The organism is Aeromonas sp. 601027 (genome assembly GCF_049174455.1).
GTDB lineage: Bacteria > Pseudomonadota > Gammaproteobacteria > Enterobacterales > Aeromonadaceae > Aeromonas > Aeromonas veronii_A.
In genome coordinates, this window is the sequence record NZ_JAAKTN010000001.1 from 608,735 (window position 1) to 629,307 (window position 20,573).

A 20,573-nucleotide genomic window follows, 5' to 3' on the forward strand; every position below is an offset into this window, starting at 1 on the left:
TTCAGGTCTATTGTCAGCTGGCGAGTTATCCGAATGTTCAATTGTGACGTACCGGCGTGGCCGGAACCTGATGGAGAGTCTCTATGTTGAAGTTGGCGCGAGAGCAGATCTTGCTGGGGCAGTCGGTGGCGACCAAGTCGGACGCCATTGCCCTGCTGGCAGGCAAACTGACCGAAGCCGGTCTGGTGGAAGCGGGCTATGTGGATGGGATGCTGGCCCGTGAAGCGCAGCATGCCACCTATCTTGGCAGTGGCATCGCCATTCCCCACGGCACCACCGATACCCGTCATCTGGTGAAGAGCACAGGCGTCATGGTGGCCCAGTTCCCCAATGGTATCGAGTGGGATGAGGGGCAGATCGCCTATGTCGCCATCGGCATCGCCGCCAAGTCCGACGAGCATCTGGGCATTTTGCGCCAGCTCACCCATGTGCTGGGTGACGAGCAGGCGGCAGCTCAGCTCAAAGAGGCCACCGATGCCGACACCATCATCAACATCCTGACTGGCGCCACTGCCGCCAAAGAGGTGCAATACCTGACCCTGGCTGACTTCCCGGCCGATGATCGCGATCAACTGCTGCTGGGAGCAGCCGCCCGCGCCAAATCGGCGGGCTGGGGCGATGCCGCCATGGTGAGCGCGCTGCTGGCAAGCGAACCTGCCTATCTGGGCGAGGGCGTCTGGCTCGCCCGCGCCAATGTTCAGCAAACAGCATCGGCCCAGACTGGCTGGGTGCTGGCCACCCCGAGCAGCGAACTTCGCGCAGGGGAGCTGCCGGTCAGCGCCATGCTGCTGCTGTGCGCCGCAGATAGCAGCCATCTGCCGCAACTGGAGAATCTGGCCAAACTGGCGGCTGCCGGCCAACTCGCTACGCTGGCGGGCGGCGAGGGACTGGCCATGCTGCAAGCAGGCCCCGCGAGCGGTCTTTCCGAAACCTTCACCATCATCAATCCCCACGGCTTGCACGCTCGTCCCGGCGCCATGCTGGTCAAGGTGGCCAAAGAGTTTGAATCCGACATCCGGGTGGCCAATCTGGATGGCAGCGGCGAAGCGGTTTCCGCCAAGAGCCTGATGAAAGTGATCGGCCTTGGGGTCAAATGCGGGCACCGTCTGGCGTTTCGCGCCGAAGGGGCTGATGCCGAAGCGGCTCTCAAGGGGATCGGTGAGGCGATCGCCGCTGGTCTCGGCGAGGGGGCGCATTAATGAAGATTGTTACCATCACCCTCAATCCGGCCCTTGATCTCACTACTCGCCTCGAGGCGATGAGCCTCGGTGAGGTCAATCTGGTGAGCGAGGCCAACCTGCGTGCCGCAGGCAAGGGGATCAACGTCGCCATGGTGCTCAAGGACTTGGGCCGCGAGGTGGGCGTCACCGGCTGGCTGGGCGCAGACAATGAGCAGAGCTTTGTCTCCCTGTTTGCAGAGCGTGCGCTGGATGATCACTTTGTCCGTGTCGCGGGCAGCACCCGCATCAACGTCAAGATTTCCGAGCAGTCCGGTCGGGTCACCGATCTCAACTTGCCGGGGCTCACCATCCAGCAAGGGGAAGTGTGCGCGCTGGAGCAGGCCATCGACAAATTGGCACCTCACGCCGAGTGGTTCGTGCTGGCGGGCAGCCTGCCCAAAGGGGTGGCCCCCGATTACTGCGCCCATCTGATCCGCCTGCTCAAGGCCAAGGGCAAGCAGGTGATCTTCGATTGCAGCGGTGCGGCGTTAAGCGAAGGGATCAAGGCGGCGCCGACCCTGGTCAAACCCAATCTGGAGGAGCTGAGCCAGTGGGCTGGTCGCCCCATCAAGACCCTGAGCGAGCAGGCCGAGTGTGCCCGCGCGCTGCAGGCGAGCGGGATCCCCAACGTGGTGATCTCCAACGGCGCCGATGGCCTCATCTGGTTTGCCCCGGATGCCGTTTGGCAAGCCATTCCACCGCGGATGCAGGTGGTCAGCACGGTTGGTGCTGGCGATTCTCTGGTGGCAGGTCTCGCCCATGGTCTGAGCCTTGGCTGGGCGCCGGAGCAGACCCTGCGGCTGGCCACCGCCGTCTCGGCACTGGCGGTCAGTCAGGTGGCGGTCGGCTTTGACGATATCAATGTGCTCAACCCTTTACTTGAACAGGTGCGCGTAGAGCGTCTGGATGCGCTGGCACAAGTTCAATGCCATACCCCCTCAATGGAAAACTCAGGAGATGCCCAATGAAAGCAATCTTGGTTACGGCTTGCCCGGCGGGCATTGCCACCAGCTTTCTCGCTGCAAAACGGATAGAACAGCAGGCCAAACTGGCTGGCTGGGAACTCACCCTCGACGTCGGCTCCAGCGTGCAGCCCCGCCAAGTACCGAGCAAGGAGCAGATTGCCGCCGCCGATCTGGTGCTGGTTGTCGCCAGTGCCCCGGTGGATCTCGCCGCCTATGATGGCAAGCGAGTCTATCAGGGCAGCATGGATCTCGCCCTGCAGGATCCGGCCGCCTTGCTGGAAGCAGCCACCAGCGGTGCCAGCGTCTATCGTCATCAAGCCGCCTCCGCCGTTGCCAATGCTGCCGCCAAACCGGCCGCCGCAGGCAAGCGCATCGTGGCGGTGACTGCCTGCCCGACCGGTGTGGCCCACACCTTTATGTCGGCAGAAGCGCTGGAGACCATGGCCAAACAGCTGGGTTATCAGATCCGCGTCGAGACTCAAGGCTCGGTCGGTGCCCAGAATGCCCTGACTGCCGAGGAGATTGCATCTGCTGATCTGGTGTTCCTCGCCACCGATATCGAAGTGGACATGGCCCGTTTCGATGGCAAGCAGGTTTATCGCACCAGCACGGGTGCGGCATTGAAGAAAACCCGCGCCGAGCTGGACAAGGCTTGGAGTGAGGCGAAAACCTATCGCCACAGCGGTGCCAGCCAGCCCAAGAAAGAGGAAAAAGCAGGCCCCTACAAGCACCTGTTGACCGGCGTCTCCTTCATGCTGCCCATGGTGGTGGCGGGCGGCCTTATCATCGCGCTCTCGTTTGTGTTCGGTATCGAAGCGTTCAAGGTGGAAGGCACTCTGGCCGCCGCTCTGATGAAGATCGGTGGTGGCTCCGCCTTTGCCCTGATGATCCCGGTGCTGGCCGGTTACATTGCCTACTCCATCGCTGACCGCCCGGGTCTCGCTCCCGGCATGATCGGCGGTATGCTGGCAAGCTCGCTGGGAGCCGGTTTCCTCGGCGGCATCGTGGCCGGTTTCCTGGCCGGTTACAGCGCCAAGTACCTGAGTGACAAGGTGCGCCTGCCGACTACCCTGGAAGCGCTCAAGCCCATCCTGATCATTCCGCTCTTTGCCAGCCTCTTTACCGGTCTGGTGATGATCTACGTAGTGGGTGGTCCGGTGGCTGGCATCATGAATGCCATGACCGAGTTCCTCAACAACATGGGCTCTGCCAATGCCGTGCTGCTGGGTGTGATCATCGGGGCCATGATGTGCTTCGACATGGGCGGCCCGGTCAACAAGGCGGCTTACGCCTTCGGTGTCGGCCTGCTGGCCTCCAAAACCTACGCCCCGATGGCAGCGGTGATGGCCGCTGGTATGGTGCCGGCACTGGGCATGGGTATTGCCACCTTCCTGGCCCGCACCAAGTTCATCAAGGCGGAGCAGGAAGCGGGTAAAGCCTCCTTCGTACTGGGACTGTGCTTTATCTCCGAGGGGGCCATTCCGTTTGCCGCCAAGGATCCGATGCGCGTTATCCCGGCCTGTATGGTTGGCGGCGCCCTGACCGGTGCGCTCTCCATGCTGCTCGGCTGTGAGCTGATGGCACCCCACGGCGGCCTGTTTGTGCTGTTCATCCCGCACGCCATCAGCAATGTCATGATGTATATCGTGGCCATTGCAGCAGGCTCGCTGCTGACCGGTGTCTCCTACGCCATGCTCAAGCGCGGCGAAGAGCAGGCCAAGCTGGCCACGGCATAAGCCTCGCCACCCGGCAAGACGTCATAACCAAGAGCGGCCTGCGGGCCGCTTTTGGTTTTGTCGGGAGGACAGGTAACCTGTGAGGGGAAGATAGGGAGTGGTTAAAACTCCCAGCCTTGTTGTTCTGGCAACTGGGGTTGCGCTCCTTCCAGCGCTTTGCGCCGCGCAGCCTCAACCCGCGCCTTGCGGGCGCGACACAGACGCATTACATCCTGTTGCTGGGCCGGGCTCATTTTCTGCCAGTTGAAACGCTCCTCGCGATTGCGCAGGCATCCTTTGCAATAGCCCTTGTTGTTCACCTCGCAGACCCCGATACAGGGGCTCTGCAACGGGAATATTTCGAGCTGTTCCATCCATTACCTCGCATATCCTGTCACCTTGTTATAACCCAGCATCCTCCCTTTGGAGAAATCTCTCTTCAAGTGATTGATGTCGTTTGCTTTCCCCCTGCAAATTTGGCATCTTGCCGCCGAGCAGGACTCTTGGTGTTAAATGAGGACATATGAACAAACACGGATTCTGGCTGGCCGCGATAGTGCTGGGGTTGGCCGGGTGTGCGGGTAACTCTGACAAAGCAGAGGTGCCCAAAAAACAGACTGATGACAGATGTTTTCTCAACTGCGAGGTGCCGGAAAATCTGGGCAAGCAGTATCTGGACGGTACCTTGCCGGGGGATCTGGTGCGGGTCGAGCGGGTCAACAGTCGTGCCAGTGTCGATTACAGCAAGTTTGGCCCCCAGAGTCGCATTGTCATGCAGCGTTCAGGGCGGATGGCGAGCCGTTATGGTGAACTATATCGTCTGCTCTCCCGCTGGGTAGCGAACGGCGGCAATCCGGCCGACATCACCCGTTACGGCATCAGCCTGGCCCAGCTGGGCGGTGCGGATCGGATGGGCAACGTGCTCTTTACCGGCTACTACTCGCCGGTGCTGGAGGTGCGTCACCGCCCGGATGCCGAGTATAAGTACCCCATCTATGCCATGCCCAACTGCGGCAGCCGTTGTCCGACCCGGGCACAGATCCACCAGGGCGCCCTTGCCAACCGCGGGTTGGAGCTGGGTTACAGCAAATCCCTTATCGACAACTTCCTGATGGACGTGCAGGGATCGGGCTTTGTTCACTACGGTGACGACGATAGGCTGCAATATCTGGGTTACAGCGGCAAGAACGGCCACGGCTATGTGAGCATTGGCCGGGTGCTGATCGACCGCGGTGAAGTGCCCAAGGAGCAGATGTCGATGAAGGCCATCAAGGAGTGGGCCAACCAGCAACCTGAGCACAGGGTCAAGGAGCTGGTAGAGCAGAACCCCTCCTATGTCTTCTTCGAGCGTCGCCCGACTAATGATGTGATCGGTGCCGCCGGTATCCCGCTGCTGCCGCTGGCGGCCGTCGCTGCCGACAAGACCCTGCTACCGATGGGTACCCCGATCCTCGCCGAAGTTCCCTTGCTCGACAAAGAGGGCAACTGGACCGGCAAGCACCAGCTGCGGCTGTTGATTGCGCTGGATGTGGGCGGGGCGGTGAAGAAGGGCCACCTCGATCTCTACCACGGTATGGGTGAGAAGGCCGGTGTCGCAGCCGGCCACTACAAGCACTTTGGCCGGGTCTGGAAGCTGGGCCTGCACCACGGGCCGACCGCTGCCCCCTGGTTGTAATCCTCTGAGGGGTTGGGCGTCTGTCATCGGGCGCCCGAGCAATGTGAAGAGACAAAAAAAGCCGCCGGATTGCTCCGGCGGCTTTCTATTTTGTGCGAGTTGCCAGTCTGTGGCTGCGTCAGCTCTTCTGGATATCCAGCCGGATGGCGCCGACCGGTGTGCAGCAGCAGGGGAGGCACTCCCCCTGGGCGACAAATGCCAGCGGCACATTGGGGTAGTGCACCTTGCCAGCCATCAGCGGAGTGCGGCAGGCGCCGCAATAGCCGCTGCGACACTGGAACTCCACATGATGACCATGGCGCTCCAGGGTCTCCAACACACTTTCGCCGGGATGGGCGTGCAGCACGGCACCATCCCGGGTATGTACCCGTGGTGCCACGACCGCATGCTGTTCGGCAGCAGCGTGCGGGGCAGGGGTCAGCGTGTTGGTGGCGTCACTCACAGCTCGAAATCACCCAGGTCATCGGCATTGACTTCGCTGTCGATCTGACCCACCAGATAGGAGCTGACCTCCACCTCTTGCGGGGCGACCTGCACGTTATCGGACGACAGCCAGGTGTTGATCCAGGGGATCGGGTTTTGCTTGGTGCCGGCAAAGGCTGGCTGCAGGCCGACCGCGGCCATCCGCAGGTTTGTGATGTACTCGACATACTGGCAGAGGATGTCTTTGTTCAGGCCGATCATGGAGCCTCCCTGGAACAGGTACTCGGCCCACTCTTTCTCTTGAATGGCGGCCTCTTTGAACAGGTCGAAACAGGCTTGCTCGCACTCCAGCGCGATCTCGGCCATCTCCGGGTCGTCCTGACCGCTGCGCATAAGATTCAGCATGTGCTGGGTGCCGGTCAGGTGCAGCGCTTCATCGCGGGCGATCATCTTGATGATCTTGGCGTTGCCCTCCATCAGTTCGCGCTCGGCGAAGGCAAAGGAGCAGGCGAAGCTGACGTAGAAGCGGATTGCCTCCAGCGCGTTGACGCTCATCAGGCAGAGATAGAGCTTCTTCTTGAGCTCGCGCAAGGTGATGGTCACATCGCGGCCCGCGACAGTGTGGGTCCCTTCACCGTGCAGGTTGTAGAGGGCGGTCGCTTCGATCAGGTCGTCGTAGAAGTGGCTGATGGAGCCGGCGCGCTTCAGGATCTGCTCGTTGGTCACGATGTCGTCGAACACCTGGGCGGGGGTGTTGACGATATTGCGGATGATATGGGTGTAGGAGCGAGAGTGGATGGTCTCCGAGAACGCCCAGGTCTCAATCCAGGTTTCCAGCTCCGGAATGGAGACTAGCGGCAGCAGTGCCACGTTGGGGCTGCGCCCCTGAATGGAGTCCAGCAGGGTCTGGTACTTCAGGTTCGAGATGAAGATGTGCTGCTCGTGGGGGGGCAGGGCCTGATAGTCGATGCGATCACGGGAGACATCCACCTCTTCCGGGCGCCAGAAGAAGGAGAGTTGCTTTTCGATCAGCCGCTCGAACACTTCGTGCTTTTGCTGGTCATAACGGGCTACGTTGACCGATTGGCCAAAAAACATCGGCTCTTTGAGCTGGTCGTTTTGGGTTTGGCAGAAAGTTGAATAGGCCATGGTTACCAGAATGTCTGTATGGAGAAAACAGGAGAGCGGGAGCTTGTCGCTCCCGCCCGGTTATCAGGTCTTGCCGTGACTTAGATTTTGCAAGCCCCGCCAGCACAACCGTCATCTTGCAGGTCGGTCTGGGTGTCGTCTGCACCATCACGGGTGTTGTGATAGTAGAGGGTCTTGAGGCCGTATTTGTAGGCGGTCAGCAAGTCCTTCAGCAGCTGCTTCATCGGCACCTTGTTGCCTTCGAAACGGGCCGGGTCGTAGTTGGTGTTGGCGGAGATCGCCTGATCCACAAACTTCTGCATGATACCGACCAGCTGCAGGTAGCCGTCAACGCTCGGTTGCTTCCAGAGCAGTTCGTATTGATCTTTCAGGCGATCATACTCGGGCACCACCTGTTTGAGAATGCCGTCCTTGGAGGCCTTGACCGAGACCAGGCCGCGCGGCGGCTCGATGCCGTTGGTGGCGTTGGAGATCTGGCTGGAGGTCTCGCTCGGCATCAGGGCGGTCAGGGTGGAGTTGCGCAGGCCAACAGACTTGATCTCTTCGCGCAGGCTTTCCCAATCCAGATGCAGCGGCTCGTTGCACAGCGCATCCAGATCCTTCTTGTAGGTGTCGATCGGCAGGATGCCTTGGGCATAGGTGGTCTCGCCAAACAGCGGGCAGGGGCCGAATTCACGGGCCAGCTGCACGGAGGCTTTCAGCAAATAGTACTGGATCGCCTCGAAGGTGCGGTGAGTCAGGGCCAGACCGGAGCCGTCAGAGTAGCGGGCACCGTTTTTGGCCAGGTAGTAGGCGTAGTTGATGACGCCAATCCCCAGAGTACGACGACCCATGCTGCCACGCTTGGCGGCGGCAATCGGGTAGTCCTGATAGTCGAGCAGGGCATCGAGGGCACGCACGGCTAGATCGGCCATCTCTTCCAGATCTTCCAGCTTGTCGATGGCACCCAGGTTGAAGGCGGAGAGGGTGCACAGGGCGATCTCGCCGTTCTCGTCGTCGATGTTGTTGAGCGGCTTGGTCGGCAGCGCAATCTCGAGGCAGAGGTTGGATTGGCGTACCGGCGCCACGCTCGGGTCGAACGGGCTGTGGGTGTTGCAGTGATCCACGTTCTGGATGTAGATGCGACCGGTACCGGCACGCTCCTGCATCATCAGGGAGAAAAGGTCTACCGCTTTCAGAGTCTTCTTGCGAATGGCCGGATCCTGCTCGTACTTGACGTAGAGCTCTTCAAACTTGTCCTGATCGGCGAAGAAAGCATCGTACAGACCCGGCGCATCGGACGGGGAGAACAGGGTGATGTCACCGCCCTTGATGAGGCGCTGGTACATCAGCTTGTTGATCTGCACGCCGTAGTCCATGTGACGAACACGGTTCTCTTCCACGCCGCGGTTGTTCTTCAGCACCAGCAGGCTTTCCACTTCGGTGTGCCACAGCGGGTAGAACAGGGTGGCCGCACCGCCGCGCACGCCGCCCTGGGAACAGCACTTCACGGCAGTCTGGAAGTATTTGTAGAAGGGGATGCAACCGGTGTGGAACGCTTCGCCGCCACGGATAGGGCTGCCCAGACCGCGGATGCGACCGGCGTTGATGCCGATACCGGCGCGCTGGGAAACGTAACGCACTATGGAGCTGGCGGTGGCGTTGATGGAGTCCAGACTGTCGTCGCATTCGATCAGTACGCAGGAGCTGAACTGACGGGTCGGGGTGCGCACGCCGCTCATGATCGGGGTCGGCAGGGAGATCTTGAAGGTCGAGACCGCATCATAGAAGCGCTTGATGTAGTCCAGACGGGTATCTTTCGGATACTTGGAGAAGAGGCAGGCCGCAACCAGCATATAGAGGAACTGCGGGCTCTCGTAGATCTCGCCGGTAACGCGGTTCTGGACCAGATATTTGCCTTCCAGCTGTTTGACTGCCGCGTAGGAGAAATCCATGTCGCGCCAGTGATCCAGATGGGTGTTCAGCTCTTCGAATTCGGCCTGGGTGTAGTCTTCCAGCAGGTGCTTGTCGTACTTGCCCATGTCCACCAGACGAGCCACGTGCTGGTAGAGGTGGGGCGGTTCGAACTGGCCGTAGGCCTTCTTGCGCAGGTGGAAGATGGCCAGACGGGCTGCCATGTACTGGTAGTCCGGGGTCTGCTCGGAGATGAGGTCAGCAGTCGCCTTGATGATGGTTTCGTGAATGTCGGCGGTACGGATACCGTCATAGAACTGGATGTGGGATTTGAGCTCTACCTGGGAGACCGACACGTTGTCGAGCCCTTCGGCGGCCCAGTCCAGCACGCGGTGAATTTTATCCAGATCGATGGGTTCTTTGTGTCCGTTACGCTTCGTCACAAACAAGTTCATTGGCTGATGACCTTCAGTTGATTCCCGAAAAACCATCGCACAATGGCGCCACCTAGGCTCCGGCGGTGTGCGGGAGTTGGGTAGAGATTGTGCGATGAATCACAAGATGTAGTGTTATTTTAAGTTCGAGCTACAAGATAGTGAGGTCAGCCCGCCATTGCAATGTGTGGATAAGTGACGAGCTGTGGATAAATTGTGAGTCTTGCCCCATCAGTTAGTGACCGCTCACAGTGAGCGGGTTTTCATTCGTCCGCTCCGCTAAATGCAAGTCTCCCGATCGAAGATGGAAAATTTAAATAACTTTTTTTGCTTGCGAAATGGGGGGCTTTTTACTAGCTAACGGCGGCTGATTATCCCTTATGCAACAAGGGTCAAAAGCTGTCCAGTTGTCGCAGCCGCGGGCTCAGCGTGGCAAGGGCTTTGCATCAGATGACGGTGGTTTGTGGCCGCTTTGTGACGGCTGAGAGCTTGTCAAATGGGTATCCAACAGGCAGAAAGCTGCCTTTATTATCCATGAATAGAGGGGTGCTGGTGGCGCAGGAGGCAGGAGCTTAAAGGAAAGATGCAAGGGGCGGAGAGTCTCTTCGCCCCGTTATCACATGTCAGCCGGTAAGGCTGCGCGTTACGCCTTGGCCGTCAACTCATAGCGCAGCCAGTGGTGCAGGGCTTGCACGGTATCAAAGTGCAGATCGGCGCCCCACTGGGCGGGATCTTCCTCATCATTGAGATAGCCCCAGCCAGCGACGGCGGTGCGCATGCCAGCATTGCGGCCTGCTTCGATATCCCGCACATGATCCCCCACATAGAGGCAGTGAGCCGCCTCGACCCCCAGTTTCTCACAGGCAAAGAACATAGGGGCGGGGTCGGGCTTGCGTACTGGCAGGGTATCGGCACTGACAGTGACGCCGCAGCTGGCAAGCTCTGGCAGGGCTGCCAGCAGCGGTTCGGTGAGAAAGCCCGGCTTGTTGGTGACGATACCCCAGGGGAGCTGTTTTTCATCCAGCCACTCGATAAGATCCACCATTCCCACATAGGGGTGGGTACCAACGCAGAGATTGGCCGCGTAGTAGTCGAGCAAGGCATTGCGCAGGCGCGTGGCCCCCAGCTCTTCAAGTAGTTCGTCGCCGAGGCCCGCTTTCAGCAGCCCGAGCGCCCCGTGGGAGGTGGTCTGACGAATAATCTCGTCAGAGAGCGGCGCAAAGCCTTCGCTGATCAGGACATGGTTGACGGCGGCCCCCAGATCCGGGGCAGTGTCGAGCAGGGTGCCGTCCAGATCGAACAGCACACCGCGCAGGGGCAGAGGGTGAGAGGCGCTCATCAACCGTGCTCCGGGCGGACAAACTCCACCATATAGTTGACGTCGACATTCTTGCCGAGCTTGAAACTGTTGGAGAGCGGTGCATAGTGCACCCCGCTCATATCCCGCACCAGCAGGCCCGCTGCTTCACCCATGCGACACAGTTCGGCCGGAGTGATGAATTTTTTGTGATCGTGGGTACCCTTGGGCACCATCTTCATCAGGTATTCGGCCCCGATGATCATCATCAGATAGGATTTGGGGTTGCGGTTGATGGTGGAGACGAACACCCGACCGCCCGGGCGCACCAAGGTGGCGATGGCGCGCAGCACGGAAGCGGGGTCCGGTACATGCTCCAGCATCTCCATGCAGGTGACTACGTCATACTGGCCCGGCACTTCGGCGGCATGGGCTTCGGCGGTGATCTGGCGGTACTCGAGCTCGACACCCTGCTCCAGAGCGTGCAAGCGGGCGACGCCGAGGGGCTCCTTGCCCATGTCGATGCCGGTGACCCTGGCGCCACGGTGGGCCATGCTCTCGGAGAGAATGCCACCGCCACATCCGATATCGAGAATGCGCTTGCCAAACAGACCGCCACTTTTGTCGGTGATCCAGTCAAGGCGTACCGGATTGATTTGATGCAGGGGTTTGAATTCACCTTCCATGTCCCACCAGCGGGAGGCGATGGCTTCAAACTTGGCGATTTCTGTCAGATCGACATTGGCATCACTGTTCATTTTTCGAAGATCCTGTGGCAGGGCGCCCGCTTCTGAGTCATGGGCGCAATCTATTGTCCTGGCGGGCATTATAACGGACGGACTTTGTCACACCAGCCCGATCTGATACCCGATTTGTGGCTTAAGGTATTTGGCTCAGTGTGTTACCATGTCGCGCTGTTTAAGCCAAAGAACAACTAATTAGGGATAAGGCTTTCTATGAGCGATCTGGCCAGAGAGATCACGCCGGTCAACATCGAAGAAGAGCTCAAGAGTTCCTATCTTGATTACGCCATGAGCGTGATCGTAGGACGAGCTCTGCCGGATGTGCGTGATGGCTTGAAACCGGTTCACCGCCGCGTTCTGTTTGCTATGAACGAGTTGGGGAACGACTGGAACAAGCCCTATAAAAAATCGGCCCGTGTGGTCGGTGACGTAATCGGTAAATATCACCCGCACGGCGATAGCGCTGTGTATGACACCATTGTCCGGATGGCGCAGGATTTTTCCATGCGTTACATGCTGGTCGATGGTCAGGGCAACTTCGGTTCAGTCGACGGCGACAGCGCCGCGGCGATGCGTTATACCGAAGTGCGGATGGCCCGCATCTCCCACGAGCTGCTGGCCGATCTGGACAAAGAGACCGTGGACTGGGTGCCGAACTATGACGGCACCGAGATGATCCCGGCGGTCATGCCTACCAAGGTTCCCAACCTGCTGGTCAACGGCTCCTCCGGTATCGCGGTGGGCATGGCGACCAACATTCCGCCTCACAACCTCACCGAGATTGTCAATGGCTGCCTGGCGCTGATCGAAAACGGCGACCTCACCATTGACGAGCTGATGACCTACATCACCGGCCCGGATTTCCCCACCGGCGGCATCATCAACGGTCGTTCCGGCATCGTGCAGGCGTACCGTACCGGTCGTGGCTCCATCTATGTGCGGGCCAAAGCTGAAGTGGAAGTGGACGAGAAGACCAGTCGCGAGACCATCATCGTTCACGAGATCCCCTATCAGGTGAACAAGGCTCGACTGATCGAGAAGATCGCCGAGCTGGTCAAAGAGAAGAAGATAGAGGGCATCAGTGCCCTGCGCGACGAGTCTGACAAAGACGGCATGCGCATCGTTATCGAGATCAAGCGCGGCGAGTCCGGCGAGATTGTGCTGAACAATCTCTACAAGCACACCCAGATGCAGACCACGTTCGGCATCAACATGGTGGCGCTCGATAACAACCAGCCCAAGGTGATGAATCTTAAAGAGATCCTGGATGCGTTCCTGCTGCACCGCCGTGAAGTGGTGACTCGCCGGACCGTGTTCGAACTGCGCAAGGCGCGGGATCGGGCACACATTTTGGAAGGTCTGGCGGTTGCGCTGGCCAACATTGATCCCATCATCGAGCTGATCCGCCACAGCGCGACCCCGGCCGACGCGAAAGCGGGCCTGGTTGCCAAGGGCTGGGAACTCGGCAATGTGGCCGCCATGCTGGAAAAAGCGGGCGACGACGCGGCACGGCCAGAGTGGCTGGAGCCCGAGTTCGGTATCCGTGAAGGTCAATACTTCCTGACCGAACAGCAAGCCCAGGCCATCCTTGACCTGCGTCTGCACAAGCTGACCGGCCTCGAGCACGAGAAGATCCTGGAAGAGTACCAATCTCTGCTGGATCTGATCGCCGAGCTGCTGCACATCCTGGCGAGCCCGGCTCGTCTGATGGAAGTGATCCGCGATGAACTGCTGGCCGTGCGCGAGCAGTATGGCGACGAGCGTCGCACCGAGATCAGCATGTCCAGTGCCGAGATCAACATCGAAGATCTGATCACTCCGGAAGATGTGGTGGTTACCCTGTCTCACCAGGGCTATGTGAAGTATCAGCCGCTCTCCGACTACGAGGCCCAGCGCCGCGGTGGTCGTGGCAAGTCGGCCACCCGGATCAAGGAAGAGGACTTTGTGGAGCGTCTGCTGGTGGCCAACACCCACGACACCATTCTGTGCTTCTCCACCCGTGGCAAGGTCTACTGGCTCAAGGTTTACCAGCTGCCGGAAGCATCCCGTGGCGCCCGTGGTCGTCCGATCATCAACCTGCTGCCGCTGGAAGAGGGTGAGCGTATCACCGCTATCCTGCCGGTGAAGGAATATGACGCCGAGAAGTATGTCTTCTTCGCCACCGCCAACGGTACCGTGAAGAAGACCAGCCTCTCTGACTTCAGCCGTCCGCTCTCCTCCGGTATCCGCGCCATCAACCTCAAAGAGGGCGATGAGCTGATCGGGGTGGATATCACCGATGGCAGCAACGAGATCATGCTCTTCTCCGACGCGGGCAAAGTCGTTCGCTTCGCGGAAGGCAGCGGTCGCGCTGATGCCGATGTCAGCGATGACGTTGAAACCGACGACGATGCCGGCAACGACGATGATGGTAGCGACAACGGCGAAGGCACCGAAAGCAAGGGTACCTTCAAGGGTGTGCGTCCCATGGGTCGTACCGCAGCCGGTGTCCGTGGCATCAAGCTGGGCGCCGGTGACAAGGTGGTTTCCCTCATCGTTCCGCGCGGCGAAGGTGCCATCCTCACCGCCACCGAGAACGGTTACGGCAAGCGGACTGCGTTGGCCGAATACCCGACCAAGAGCCGTGGTACCCAAGGCGTTATCTCCATCAAGGTGGATGAGCGCAATGGCAAGGTGATCGATGCGATCCAGGTCGAAGATACCGACCAGATCATGCTGATCACCAACGGCGGTACCCTGGTGCGTACCCGTGTTGCCGAGGTGAGCGTCATTGGCCGTAACACCGGCGGTGTCCGTCTGATCCGTACCGGTGAAGACGAGACCGTGGTTGGCCTGCAGCGTATCGCCGAGAGCGACGAAGACGAAAACGACGCTTTGGCCGTTGACGGTGAGGTATCTGAAGGTACCGATACCGTGACCGGCACTGATGCGGTCGATGCTGGGGAAGCGGGCGACGAGTAATCGTCACCAGTTACCCGAGCAACGTCTCTGAGCAAAAAGAGCGACCCTGGTGGTCGCTCTTTTTATTTGTCTGCTTTTTATGACTTTACGCTGCTCTTACGGCTGGATCACTCCTGCAGCCACATTCTGGCACTGCGCGCAGGAATGGCGACCCGTACCCACTGGCTCTGCACGTTGACTACGGCCCCTTGGTCGAGCACGTCCCGATAGTTGCGATACCAGTTCATCTCGAACCTGGCGGTATCGAGCCAGTACTCCTGCTCATAGTCGCACTTGTTGATGCCGACCAGCCCCTGTTTGCCACGTTTGAACAGCACGAAGCAGTCGCCACTGCCGACCAGCTGCATGGGTTGACCCTGCACCGCATTGTGGAAGCGGATCATCCCCTTGAGATCGGCGCGCTGGTAGTAATCCTGCCAGCGCAGTCCATCCTTGGCCTGGGTCTCGCCGTGATCCGAATAGACCAGCGGCGAGCCACCATCGCGGCCGAGCAGGTAGGCGTAGGCCAGCTTCTCGTCAGTCTGGGTCAGGATCTGATAGCGGAAGCCGTCGTTGGTGGGGATGTCGTGGGTCACGGCAAAGGTGACTGCGCGACTGCCCGGTAGCGCCTGACCATAGGCGCCCGGATCCGCCAGCAGGTTCATGCTGCCGCCATACCCCAGCGCGCCACGCAGGGAGGCAAACAGCGGAAAGTCATAGGCCCCCTGACCGCTGCTGTCGAGGTAGGGTTTGAGGAAGCGCTCGTAATCGGTGCTGCCTGCGCCCCCTGTGGTGATCACCTCGCCAAAGACATGCATCCCCTGTTTGATCTCGGGGGTGAACACGGCATTGATCTGGTAATCGCTCATGTGTTTGACCGCATCGACCCGAAAACCCTTGATCCCCATCCCCTTAAGCGCCTTGAGATAGGCCTGTTGCTGGCTCACTACCCAGTTGTTGGGATCCAGATCCGGCAGCCCCTTGTCACCGGCACCACCACAGAGTCGCCAATACTGGACATGACCCGGATCGCTCCAGTCGCTAATGCACCCTTCGGGATGAAAATCCTGACCGGAGAGGAGGTTTTGCCCCAGATCGCCAAACAGTTTCTGGCGCTCGAAATAGGCCGGGTTGCTGGCGTAGCTTTGCAGCAGCTCGTTGCCGGGATAGTTGAGATCGCTGCGTTTCCAGCTTTCGTTGGCCATGTGGTTGAGCACCACATCGGCATAGACGGCGATGCCACGCGCCTTCATGGCGGCGATCAGCTGCTCGAGATCCTGCTTGTTGCCAAGAGGGGAGTCGACAAGGCGCAGATCCTGCGGTTGGTAACGGGCCCACCACTCGTTGCCTGATGATTTCAGGGGCGGTGAGATGAGTACCTGTTTGTAACCGGCCGACTTGATAAGGTCGGCTTTGGCGGTCACTTCACTGTATTTCCAGTTGAAGGCGTGCAGTATGACGTCGGCGTGCGCCAAGGGGGCGATCAGCATGCCTGCGATCGCCCATATTCCCGCTGTGTGTTTCATTATTGTGTCCCTGTTTTTATAGATGCCTGAATGGGCAACTCAGCTTTGGCGGGAACAGAGTGAGCTGCAATCAACAACCTGCAGATTTGTGACCGCTTTCAGTATGATTTCGCCGAATATGTGAACTGTTTCGGCTTTTCCTCGCCACCGCCAGTTGCTTTTTACAAGTGATTTTTTTGTCATTTCCCTGTCATTCCCAGCCGCTATCCTGCCAGGCGAGTGGTGCGTTGTTGCCATCACCTTCACCGTCAGGAGCTGCATATGACCAGTTGGATCACGTGGGAAATTTGGTGGAGCCGGGTATGGGGCGAGTCAGAGGTGCCGCTGTATGAAGAGGATGAGCACGAAGTGGCTCATGAACCCTCGCGACTACCGGTTGAAATGGTGCAGCAGGGTCGGGATCAGCGCGCAGGCTAAGGCGCTAACACAGCCTTTACCGGATTGCGCGATCTTGTGGCGACATGGCTACTTCGTTGGCCAATTTGGAAAATTAGGAAAGCGGGTTTTCCACAGGATGTATCGCGGCATATCTTCCTCTCGACCTCTTGGCAGGCAAGGGCTCTGTGCCTGATGCGTGAAGGGCGTGAGCAGGGGGATTAGAAGAGCGACAGCTGCTCCCCGGGGCGGATAAACCCATCCAGCCTGAGCTGAATATGGCGTTTGCCCAGATCAAGTCGTTTGCTGATAAGGCGAAAGCGCTGGGCCAGCAGATCGGCAAAGTGCCCCTCACCGCGCATGCGGGTACCGAAGGCGGTACTGTTGAGCCCGCCACCGCGGCTGGCTCGCAACTGATTCAAAATAGCCTCCTTCTGGCCCGGATAGTGGGTATCGAGCCAGTCACCAAATAGCGGCGCCAGCTCGTGGGGCAGGCGCAGCAGAATGTAATCGGCGCAGCTGGCGCCAGCCTCGGCAGCCGATTTGATGATCTGCTCCAGCTCCGGCTCATTGAGCCGCGGGATCATGGGGGCGGCCAATACCCCCACCTGTATACCAGCGTTGGCCAGCTTTTCGATCACTTTCAAGCGGCCGGTGCCCGTGCTGGCGCGGGGCTCCAGCTGTCGCCGCAGGGTTTCGTTCAAGGTCGTCACCGATACCATCACCTGACACAGTCCCTCTCTGGCCAGCTCGGTCAACAGATCGAGGTCGCGCAAGATCATGGCGCTCTTGGTAATGAGTCCGACCGGATGGCGGTGGGCCAGCATCACTTCCAGCAACTGCCGGGTGAGGCGATAGCGCTGCTCGATGGGTTGATAGGGGTCGGTATTGGCGCCAATGAAGATGGTCTGTGGCTGATAGGCCGGTTTGGCAAACTCCCGACGCAGCAGATCGGCTGCATTGCGTTTAGCAAACAGCTTGCTCTCGAAATCAAGACCAGGGGAGAGTTCCAGATAGGCGTGACTGGGTCTGGCATAGCAGTAGATGCAGCCGTGTTCGCACCCCTGATAGGGGTTGATGGAGCGACCAAAGGGGACATCCGGCGAGCTGTTGTAGCTGATGATACTGCGTGCATCGATCTCCCGCACCTCGGTGCCAGGCACAGAAGAAGTGAAGGCGGCATCCCAATCGGACGATTGCCAGCCGTCATCGACCGCTTCGACAAGGGGGCCGCTAAAACGGTGATCGATATTGTTGGGGCTGCCTCGTCCTGCCATGGTGTGCACCGACACTGTTTATACATACAGTTATTTTGCAGGTACCCCGGATAAATGACAACAACTGCTGATCGACCGGGTGCAAAAAGGGTTGTCGTAGGGATCTCTTGCTTGATCGCAACGCTACATTTCGTTTACATAGACGAAATGAGAACTGGATCACGGAAATCATCATGAGCCCCACCACTTCCCGTTGGCTGTTTATCGGTCTGTTTGCGCTGGTTATCTGGCGTCTGCTTCCGCTCTCCACCGAGCAGGAGATGGCTGCCGCCAACCGTGCCTGGCGTACCGGTCACTTTGATGAGGCGACCCGGATCTGGTCGCCACTGGCCGATCAAGGCCAACCTCGGGCGCAAGCCCTGATGGGCTGGAGTCATGAGGTGGGGCAGGGGAGCGAGCAGGATATCCATCAGGCCATCAGCCTCTATCGCCAGTCGGCGCAGGCAGGAGATCCCTTCGGCCAATATCGGCTGGCAGAGCTCTATCTGCGCGGTGTCGGGGTCAAGCGAGATCTGCGCCAAGCCTTTCACTGGATGGAGCAGGCTGCCCGCAATGGTGATGTCCCGGCCATGCTGAAAGTCGGTGTGCTTCATCTGATGGGGGTCAGCGGCAGGGTCGATCTGGCTCAGGCGAAACAGTGGCTCTATCAGGCGGCACAAAAGGGCAACAAGCTGGCGCTTCAGGTGCTGCAAGAGCTGGCGCTGGCAGAGGAGGGGAGCAGTGACTTTGACTTCAACTGGCAATCCCTGCTTGGCGAATAGTCGGTAGGCGACTCATTTGACTGTAGAAAATATCTGCAAATCCGATACAGCACGCCCGACTTCTGGTAGCATGGGGGCCGTTTTGGCTTGGTTTGTCATGTTAGACATGCTGTTTGCGTGTCAGGCCGTCTTCGCAAAGTGCTGTGGAGAACCAGAACATCACCTTTTTGAATCTCTTTTCCATCCCGCATGTGACCTTTGGTAGGGGTCACCACTGTATAAGGAAACACATAATGCCAATCATTACTCTGCCTGACGGCAGCCAACGTCAATTTGCCCACTCTGTTTCCGTCATGGATGTGGCTGCGGACATCGGTCCCGGTCTCGCCAAGGCGTGCATTGCCGGTCGGGTAAACGGTGAACTGGTGGATGCATGCGAGCTGATCGAAGCCGATGCTGCGCTGGCCATCATCACCGCCAAAGACGAAGAAGGTCTGGACATCCTGCGCCACTCCTGCGCTCACTTGCTGGGTCATGCTATCAAGCAACTCTGGCCCCAGACTAAGATGGCCATCGGTCCTGTCATCGACAACGGCTTCTACTATGACGTTGATCTTGACCGTACCCTGACCGATGAAGATCTGGCTGCCCTGGAAGAGCGCATGCTGGCGCTGGTAGCCAAGGATTACGACGTCATCAAGAAGAAAGTCTCCTGGCAAGAAGCGCGCGATGTATTCGAGGCGCGCGGCGAGTCTTACAAAGTCGAAATCCTGGATCAGAACATTGCCCGTGATGACCAGCCAGGTCTCTATCATCACGAAGAGTACATCGACATGTGTCGCGGCCCGCACGTGCCCAACATGCGTCACTGCCACCACTTCAAGTTGCTGAAGATGTCCGGCGCCTACTGGCGTGGCGACTCCAACAACAAGATGCTGCAGCGTATCTACGGTACTGCTTGGGCTGACAAGAAGCAGCTCAAGGCTTATCTGCAGCGTCTGGAAGAGGCCGCCAAGCGCGACCACCGCAAGATCGGCAAGCAGCTCGACCTGTATCACATGCAGGAAGAAGCACCCGGTATGGTGTTCTGGCACAACGATGGCTGGACCATCTTCCGTGAGCTGGAAACCTTTATCCGCGGCAAGCTCAAAGAGTACGACTATCAGGAAGTGAAAGGTCCGTTCATGATGGACCGCGTCCTGTGGGAGCGTTCAGGTCACTGGGAGAAGTATGCCCAGGCCATGTTCACCACCCAGTCCGAAAACCGCGAGTACGCCATCAAGCCGATGAACTGCCCGGGTCACGTCCAGATCTTCAACCAGGGTCTGAAGTCCTACCGCGATCTGCCGCTGCGGATGGCCGAGTTTGGTTCCTGCCACCGCAACGAGCCGTCCGGTTCCCTGCACGGTCTGATGCGGGTGCGCGGTTTCACTCAGGATGACGCTCACATCTTCTGTACCGAAGAGCAGATCATGGAAGAGGTCTCCGGCTGTATTCGTATGGTCTATGACGTCTACGGTACCTTTGGCTTCGAGAACATCGTGGTCAAGCTCTCCACTCGTCCCGAGCAGCGTATCGGCTCTGACGAGATGTGGGATCGCGCCGAGAAAGCGCTGGCCGAAGCGCTGGAGCTCAACGGTCTGAAGTACGATTTGCAGCCGGGTGAAGGGGCGTTCTACGGTCCAAAAATTGAATTTACCCTGCACGATTGCCTTGATCGTGCGTGGCAATGTGGTACCGTGCAGCTCGACTTTGCCCTGCCTGGTCGTCTGGGTGCCACTTATGTGGGCGAAAACAACGATCGTCATGTACCTGTGATGATCCACCGGGCCATCTTGGGTTCTATCGAGCGCTTCATCGGTATTCTGACTGAAGAGTACGCCGGTCTGTTCCCGACCTGGTTGGCTCCGACTCAGGCTGTGGTCATGAATATCACGGACAATCAGGCCGATTATGCGGTGAAAGTAGCCAAAGCATTGAATGATGCGGGCCTTCGCGCAAAAGCGGACTTGAGAAATGAGAAGATTGGCTTTAAAATCCGCGAGCATACTTTGAAGCGAGTACCTTTCATGCTGGTCTGCGGCGATAAAGAAGTTGAAGCCGGTAAGATTGCAGTACGGACTCGTAAAGGGGCTGACCTGGGCACTTATCCTGTTGAAGAGTTCATCGCTCTGCTGACCCAGGAAGTTCAGACCCGCGGACAAAAGAAAGTGGAGGAATAAGCTATAAAAGGCGGAAAA

At 58.9% G+C, this 20,573-nt stretch carries 16 protein-coding genes; 8 read left to right on the top strand and 8 right to left on the bottom strand.

Annotated features, from left to right (window positions below; translation table 11 throughout):
* Positions 1–83 precede the first annotated feature (83 nt).
* Genes fruB through fruA form a run of 3 tightly spaced genes read left to right on the top strand, consistent with a single transcriptional unit; the run spans position 84 to position 3,921 of the window.
* Positions 84–1,199 (top strand): fused PTS fructose transporter subunit IIA/HPr protein, encoded by a 1,116-nt coding sequence (gene fruB / locus G5193_RS02585; RefSeq protein ID WP_421204886.1) that lies wholly within the window; start codon positions 84–86, stop codon positions 1,197–1,199.
* Positions 1,199–2,188, top strand: a complete 990-nt coding sequence (pfkB, locus tag G5193_RS02590) for a 1-phosphofructokinase (RefSeq protein WP_421204887.1) — start codon at positions 1,199–1,201, stop codon at positions 2,186–2,188. The genes fruB and pfkB overlap by 1 nt, the downstream gene beginning before the upstream one ends.
* Positions 2,185–3,921 carry a PTS fructose transporter subunit IIBC gene (fruA, locus tag G5193_RS02595; RefSeq protein ID WP_421204888.1) on the top strand — a complete coding sequence of 579 codons (1,737 nt, stop codon included), beginning with the start codon at positions 2,185–2,187 and terminating at the stop codon, positions 3,919–3,921. The genes pfkB and fruA overlap by 4 nt, the downstream gene beginning before the upstream one ends.
* Before the next feature lie 101 nt (positions 3,922–4,022).
* On the opposite strand, the gene G5193_RS02600 is transcribed toward fruA, so the two are convergent.
* Entirely contained in the window at positions 4,023–4,274 is a 252-nt protein-coding gene (locus tag G5193_RS02600; RefSeq protein WP_216953548.1) for a DUF1289 domain-containing protein, read from the bottom strand.
* Positions 4,275–4,423: 149 nt separating this feature from the next.
* Here G5193_RS02600 and mltA point away from each other — a divergent pair, with 149 nt between their 5' ends.
* Positions 4,424–5,575 carry a murein transglycosylase A gene (gene mltA / locus G5193_RS02605; protein ID WP_421204889.1) on the top strand — a complete coding sequence of 384 codons (1,152 nt, stop codon included), beginning with the start codon at positions 4,424–4,426 and terminating at the stop codon, positions 5,573–5,575.
* A 118-nt stretch (positions 5,576–5,693) separates the two neighbouring features.
* On the opposite strand, the gene yfaE is transcribed toward mltA, so the two are convergent.
* The 5 genes from yfaE to ubiG form a co-directional block, all read right to left on the bottom strand.
* Positions 5,694–6,017 (bottom strand): class I ribonucleotide reductase maintenance protein YfaE, encoded by a 324-nt coding sequence (yfaE, locus tag G5193_RS02610; RefSeq protein WP_421204890.1) that lies wholly within the window; start codon positions 6,015–6,017, stop codon positions 5,694–5,696.
* Positions 6,014–7,147: a class Ia ribonucleoside-diphosphate reductase subunit beta gene (nrdB, locus tag G5193_RS02615; RefSeq protein ID WP_421204891.1), complete on the bottom strand. Its 1,134-nt coding sequence runs from the start codon at positions 7,145–7,147 to the stop codon at positions 6,014–6,016. Before nrdB ends, yfaE begins: the two co-directional genes overlap by 4 nt.
* A gap of 80 nt (positions 7,148–7,227) precedes the next feature.
* Positions 7,228–9,495, bottom strand: coding sequence for a class 1a ribonucleoside-diphosphate reductase subunit alpha (gene nrdA / locus G5193_RS02620; protein ID WP_421204892.1), 2,268 nt, complete (start codon positions 9,493–9,495; stop codon positions 7,228–7,230).
* A gap of 622 nt (positions 9,496–10,117) precedes the next feature.
* Positions 10,118–10,813 (bottom strand): HAD family hydrolase, encoded by a 696-nt coding sequence (locus G5193_RS02625; protein WP_204479250.1) that lies wholly within the window; start codon positions 10,811–10,813, stop codon positions 10,118–10,120.
* Positions 10,813–11,529, bottom strand: coding sequence for a bifunctional 2-polyprenyl-6-hydroxyphenol methylase/3-demethylubiquinol 3-O-methyltransferase UbiG (ubiG, locus tag G5193_RS02630; protein ID WP_421204893.1), 717 nt, complete (start codon positions 11,527–11,529; stop codon positions 10,813–10,815). The genes G5193_RS02625 and ubiG overlap by 1 nt, the downstream gene beginning before the upstream one ends.
* Before the next feature lie 198 nt (positions 11,530–11,727).
* Between ubiG and gyrA the strand changes: the two genes are divergently transcribed.
* Complete coding sequence (gyrA, locus tag G5193_RS02635; RefSeq protein WP_216962815.1) at positions 11,728–14,475, top strand: DNA topoisomerase (ATP-hydrolyzing) subunit A; 2,748 nt, start codon at positions 11,728–11,730, stop codon at positions 14,473–14,475.
* A gap of 107 nt (positions 14,476–14,582) precedes the next feature.
* On the opposite strand, the gene G5193_RS02640 is transcribed toward gyrA, so the two are convergent.
* Positions 14,583–15,980 carry an alpha-amylase family protein gene (locus G5193_RS02640; RefSeq protein ID WP_254203406.1) on the bottom strand — a complete coding sequence of 466 codons (1,398 nt, stop codon included), beginning with the start codon at positions 15,978–15,980 and terminating at the stop codon, positions 14,583–14,585.
* A gap of 261 nt (positions 15,981–16,241) precedes the next feature.
* Here G5193_RS02640 and G5193_RS02645 point away from each other — a divergent pair, with 261 nt between their 5' ends.
* A complete protein-coding gene (locus G5193_RS02645) occupies positions 16,242–16,397 on the top strand; it encodes a hypothetical protein (protein ID WP_005345370.1) in 156 nt (51 codons plus the stop codon).
* A gap of 179 nt (positions 16,398–16,576) precedes the next feature.
* On the opposite strand, the gene G5193_RS02650 is transcribed toward G5193_RS02645, so the two are convergent.
* Positions 16,577–17,632 (bottom strand): PA0069 family radical SAM protein, encoded by a 1,056-nt coding sequence (locus tag G5193_RS02650; protein ID WP_005336693.1) that lies wholly within the window; start codon positions 17,630–17,632, stop codon positions 16,577–16,579.
* A gap of 173 nt (positions 17,633–17,805) precedes the next feature.
* Between G5193_RS02650 and G5193_RS02655 the strand changes: the two genes are divergently transcribed.
* Positions 17,806–18,393: a tetratricopeptide repeat protein gene (locus tag G5193_RS02655; RefSeq protein WP_227342860.1), complete on the top strand. Its 588-nt coding sequence runs from the start codon at positions 17,806–17,808 to the stop codon at positions 18,391–18,393.
* A 233-nt stretch (positions 18,394–18,626) separates the two neighbouring features.
* Complete coding sequence (gene thrS, locus G5193_RS02660) at positions 18,627–20,555, top strand: threonine--tRNA ligase (RefSeq protein ID WP_005336690.1); 1,929 nt, start codon at positions 18,627–18,629, stop codon at positions 20,553–20,555.
* Positions 20,556–20,573: the final 18 nt, after the last annotated feature.

What these genes read in the sequence shown, in the direction of transcription:
- fruB (WP_421204886.1), top strand. Translation starts at nt 84, where the DNA reads ATGTTGAAGTTGGCGCGAGAGCAGATCTTGCTGGGGCAGTCGGTGGCG.
- pfkB (WP_421204887.1), top strand. Translation starts at nt 1,199, where the DNA reads ATGAAGATTGTTACCATCACCCTCAATCCGGCCCTTGATCTCACTACT.
- fruA (WP_421204888.1), top strand. Translation starts at nt 2,185, where the DNA reads ATGAAAGCAATCTTGGTTACGGCTTGCCCGGCGGGCATTGCCACCAGC.
- G5193_RS02600 (WP_216953548.1), bottom strand. Translation starts at nt 4,274, where the DNA reads ATGGAACAGCTCGAAATATTCCCGTTGCAGAGCCCCTGTATCGGGGTC.
- mltA (WP_421204889.1), top strand. Translation starts at nt 4,424, where the DNA reads ATGAACAAACACGGATTCTGGCTGGCCGCGATAGTGCTGGGGTTGGCC.
- nrdB (WP_421204891.1), bottom strand. Translation starts at nt 7,147, where the DNA reads ATGGCCTATTCAACTTTCTGCCAAACCCAAAACGACCAGCTCAAAGAG.
- nrdA (WP_421204892.1), bottom strand. Translation starts at nt 9,495, where the DNA reads ATGAACTTGTTTGTGACGAAGCGTAACGGACACAAAGAACCCATCGAT.
- G5193_RS02625 (WP_204479250.1), bottom strand. Translation starts at nt 10,813, where the DNA reads ATGAGCGCCTCTCACCCTCTGCCCCTGCGCGGTGTGCTGTTCGATCTG.
- ubiG (WP_421204893.1), bottom strand. Translation starts at nt 11,529, where the DNA reads ATGAACAGTGATGCCAATGTCGATCTGACAGAAATCGCCAAGTTTGAA.
- gyrA (WP_216962815.1), top strand. Translation starts at nt 11,728, where the DNA reads ATGAGCGATCTGGCCAGAGAGATCACGCCGGTCAACATCGAAGAAGAG.
- G5193_RS02640 (WP_254203406.1), bottom strand. Translation starts at nt 15,980, where the DNA reads ATGAAACACACAGCGGGAATATGGGCGATCGCAGGCATGCTGATCGCC.
- G5193_RS02645 (WP_005345370.1), top strand. Translation starts at nt 16,242, where the DNA reads ATGACCAGTTGGATCACGTGGGAAATTTGGTGGAGCCGGGTATGGGGC.
- G5193_RS02650 (WP_005336693.1), bottom strand. Translation starts at nt 17,632, where the DNA reads ATGGCAGGACGAGGCAGCCCCAACAATATCGATCACCGTTTTAGCGGC.
- G5193_RS02655 (WP_227342860.1), top strand. Translation starts at nt 17,806, where the DNA reads ATGAGCCCCACCACTTCCCGTTGGCTGTTTATCGGTCTGTTTGCGCTG.
- thrS (WP_005336690.1), top strand. Translation starts at nt 18,627, where the DNA reads ATGCCAATCATTACTCTGCCTGACGGCAGCCAACGTCAATTTGCCCAC.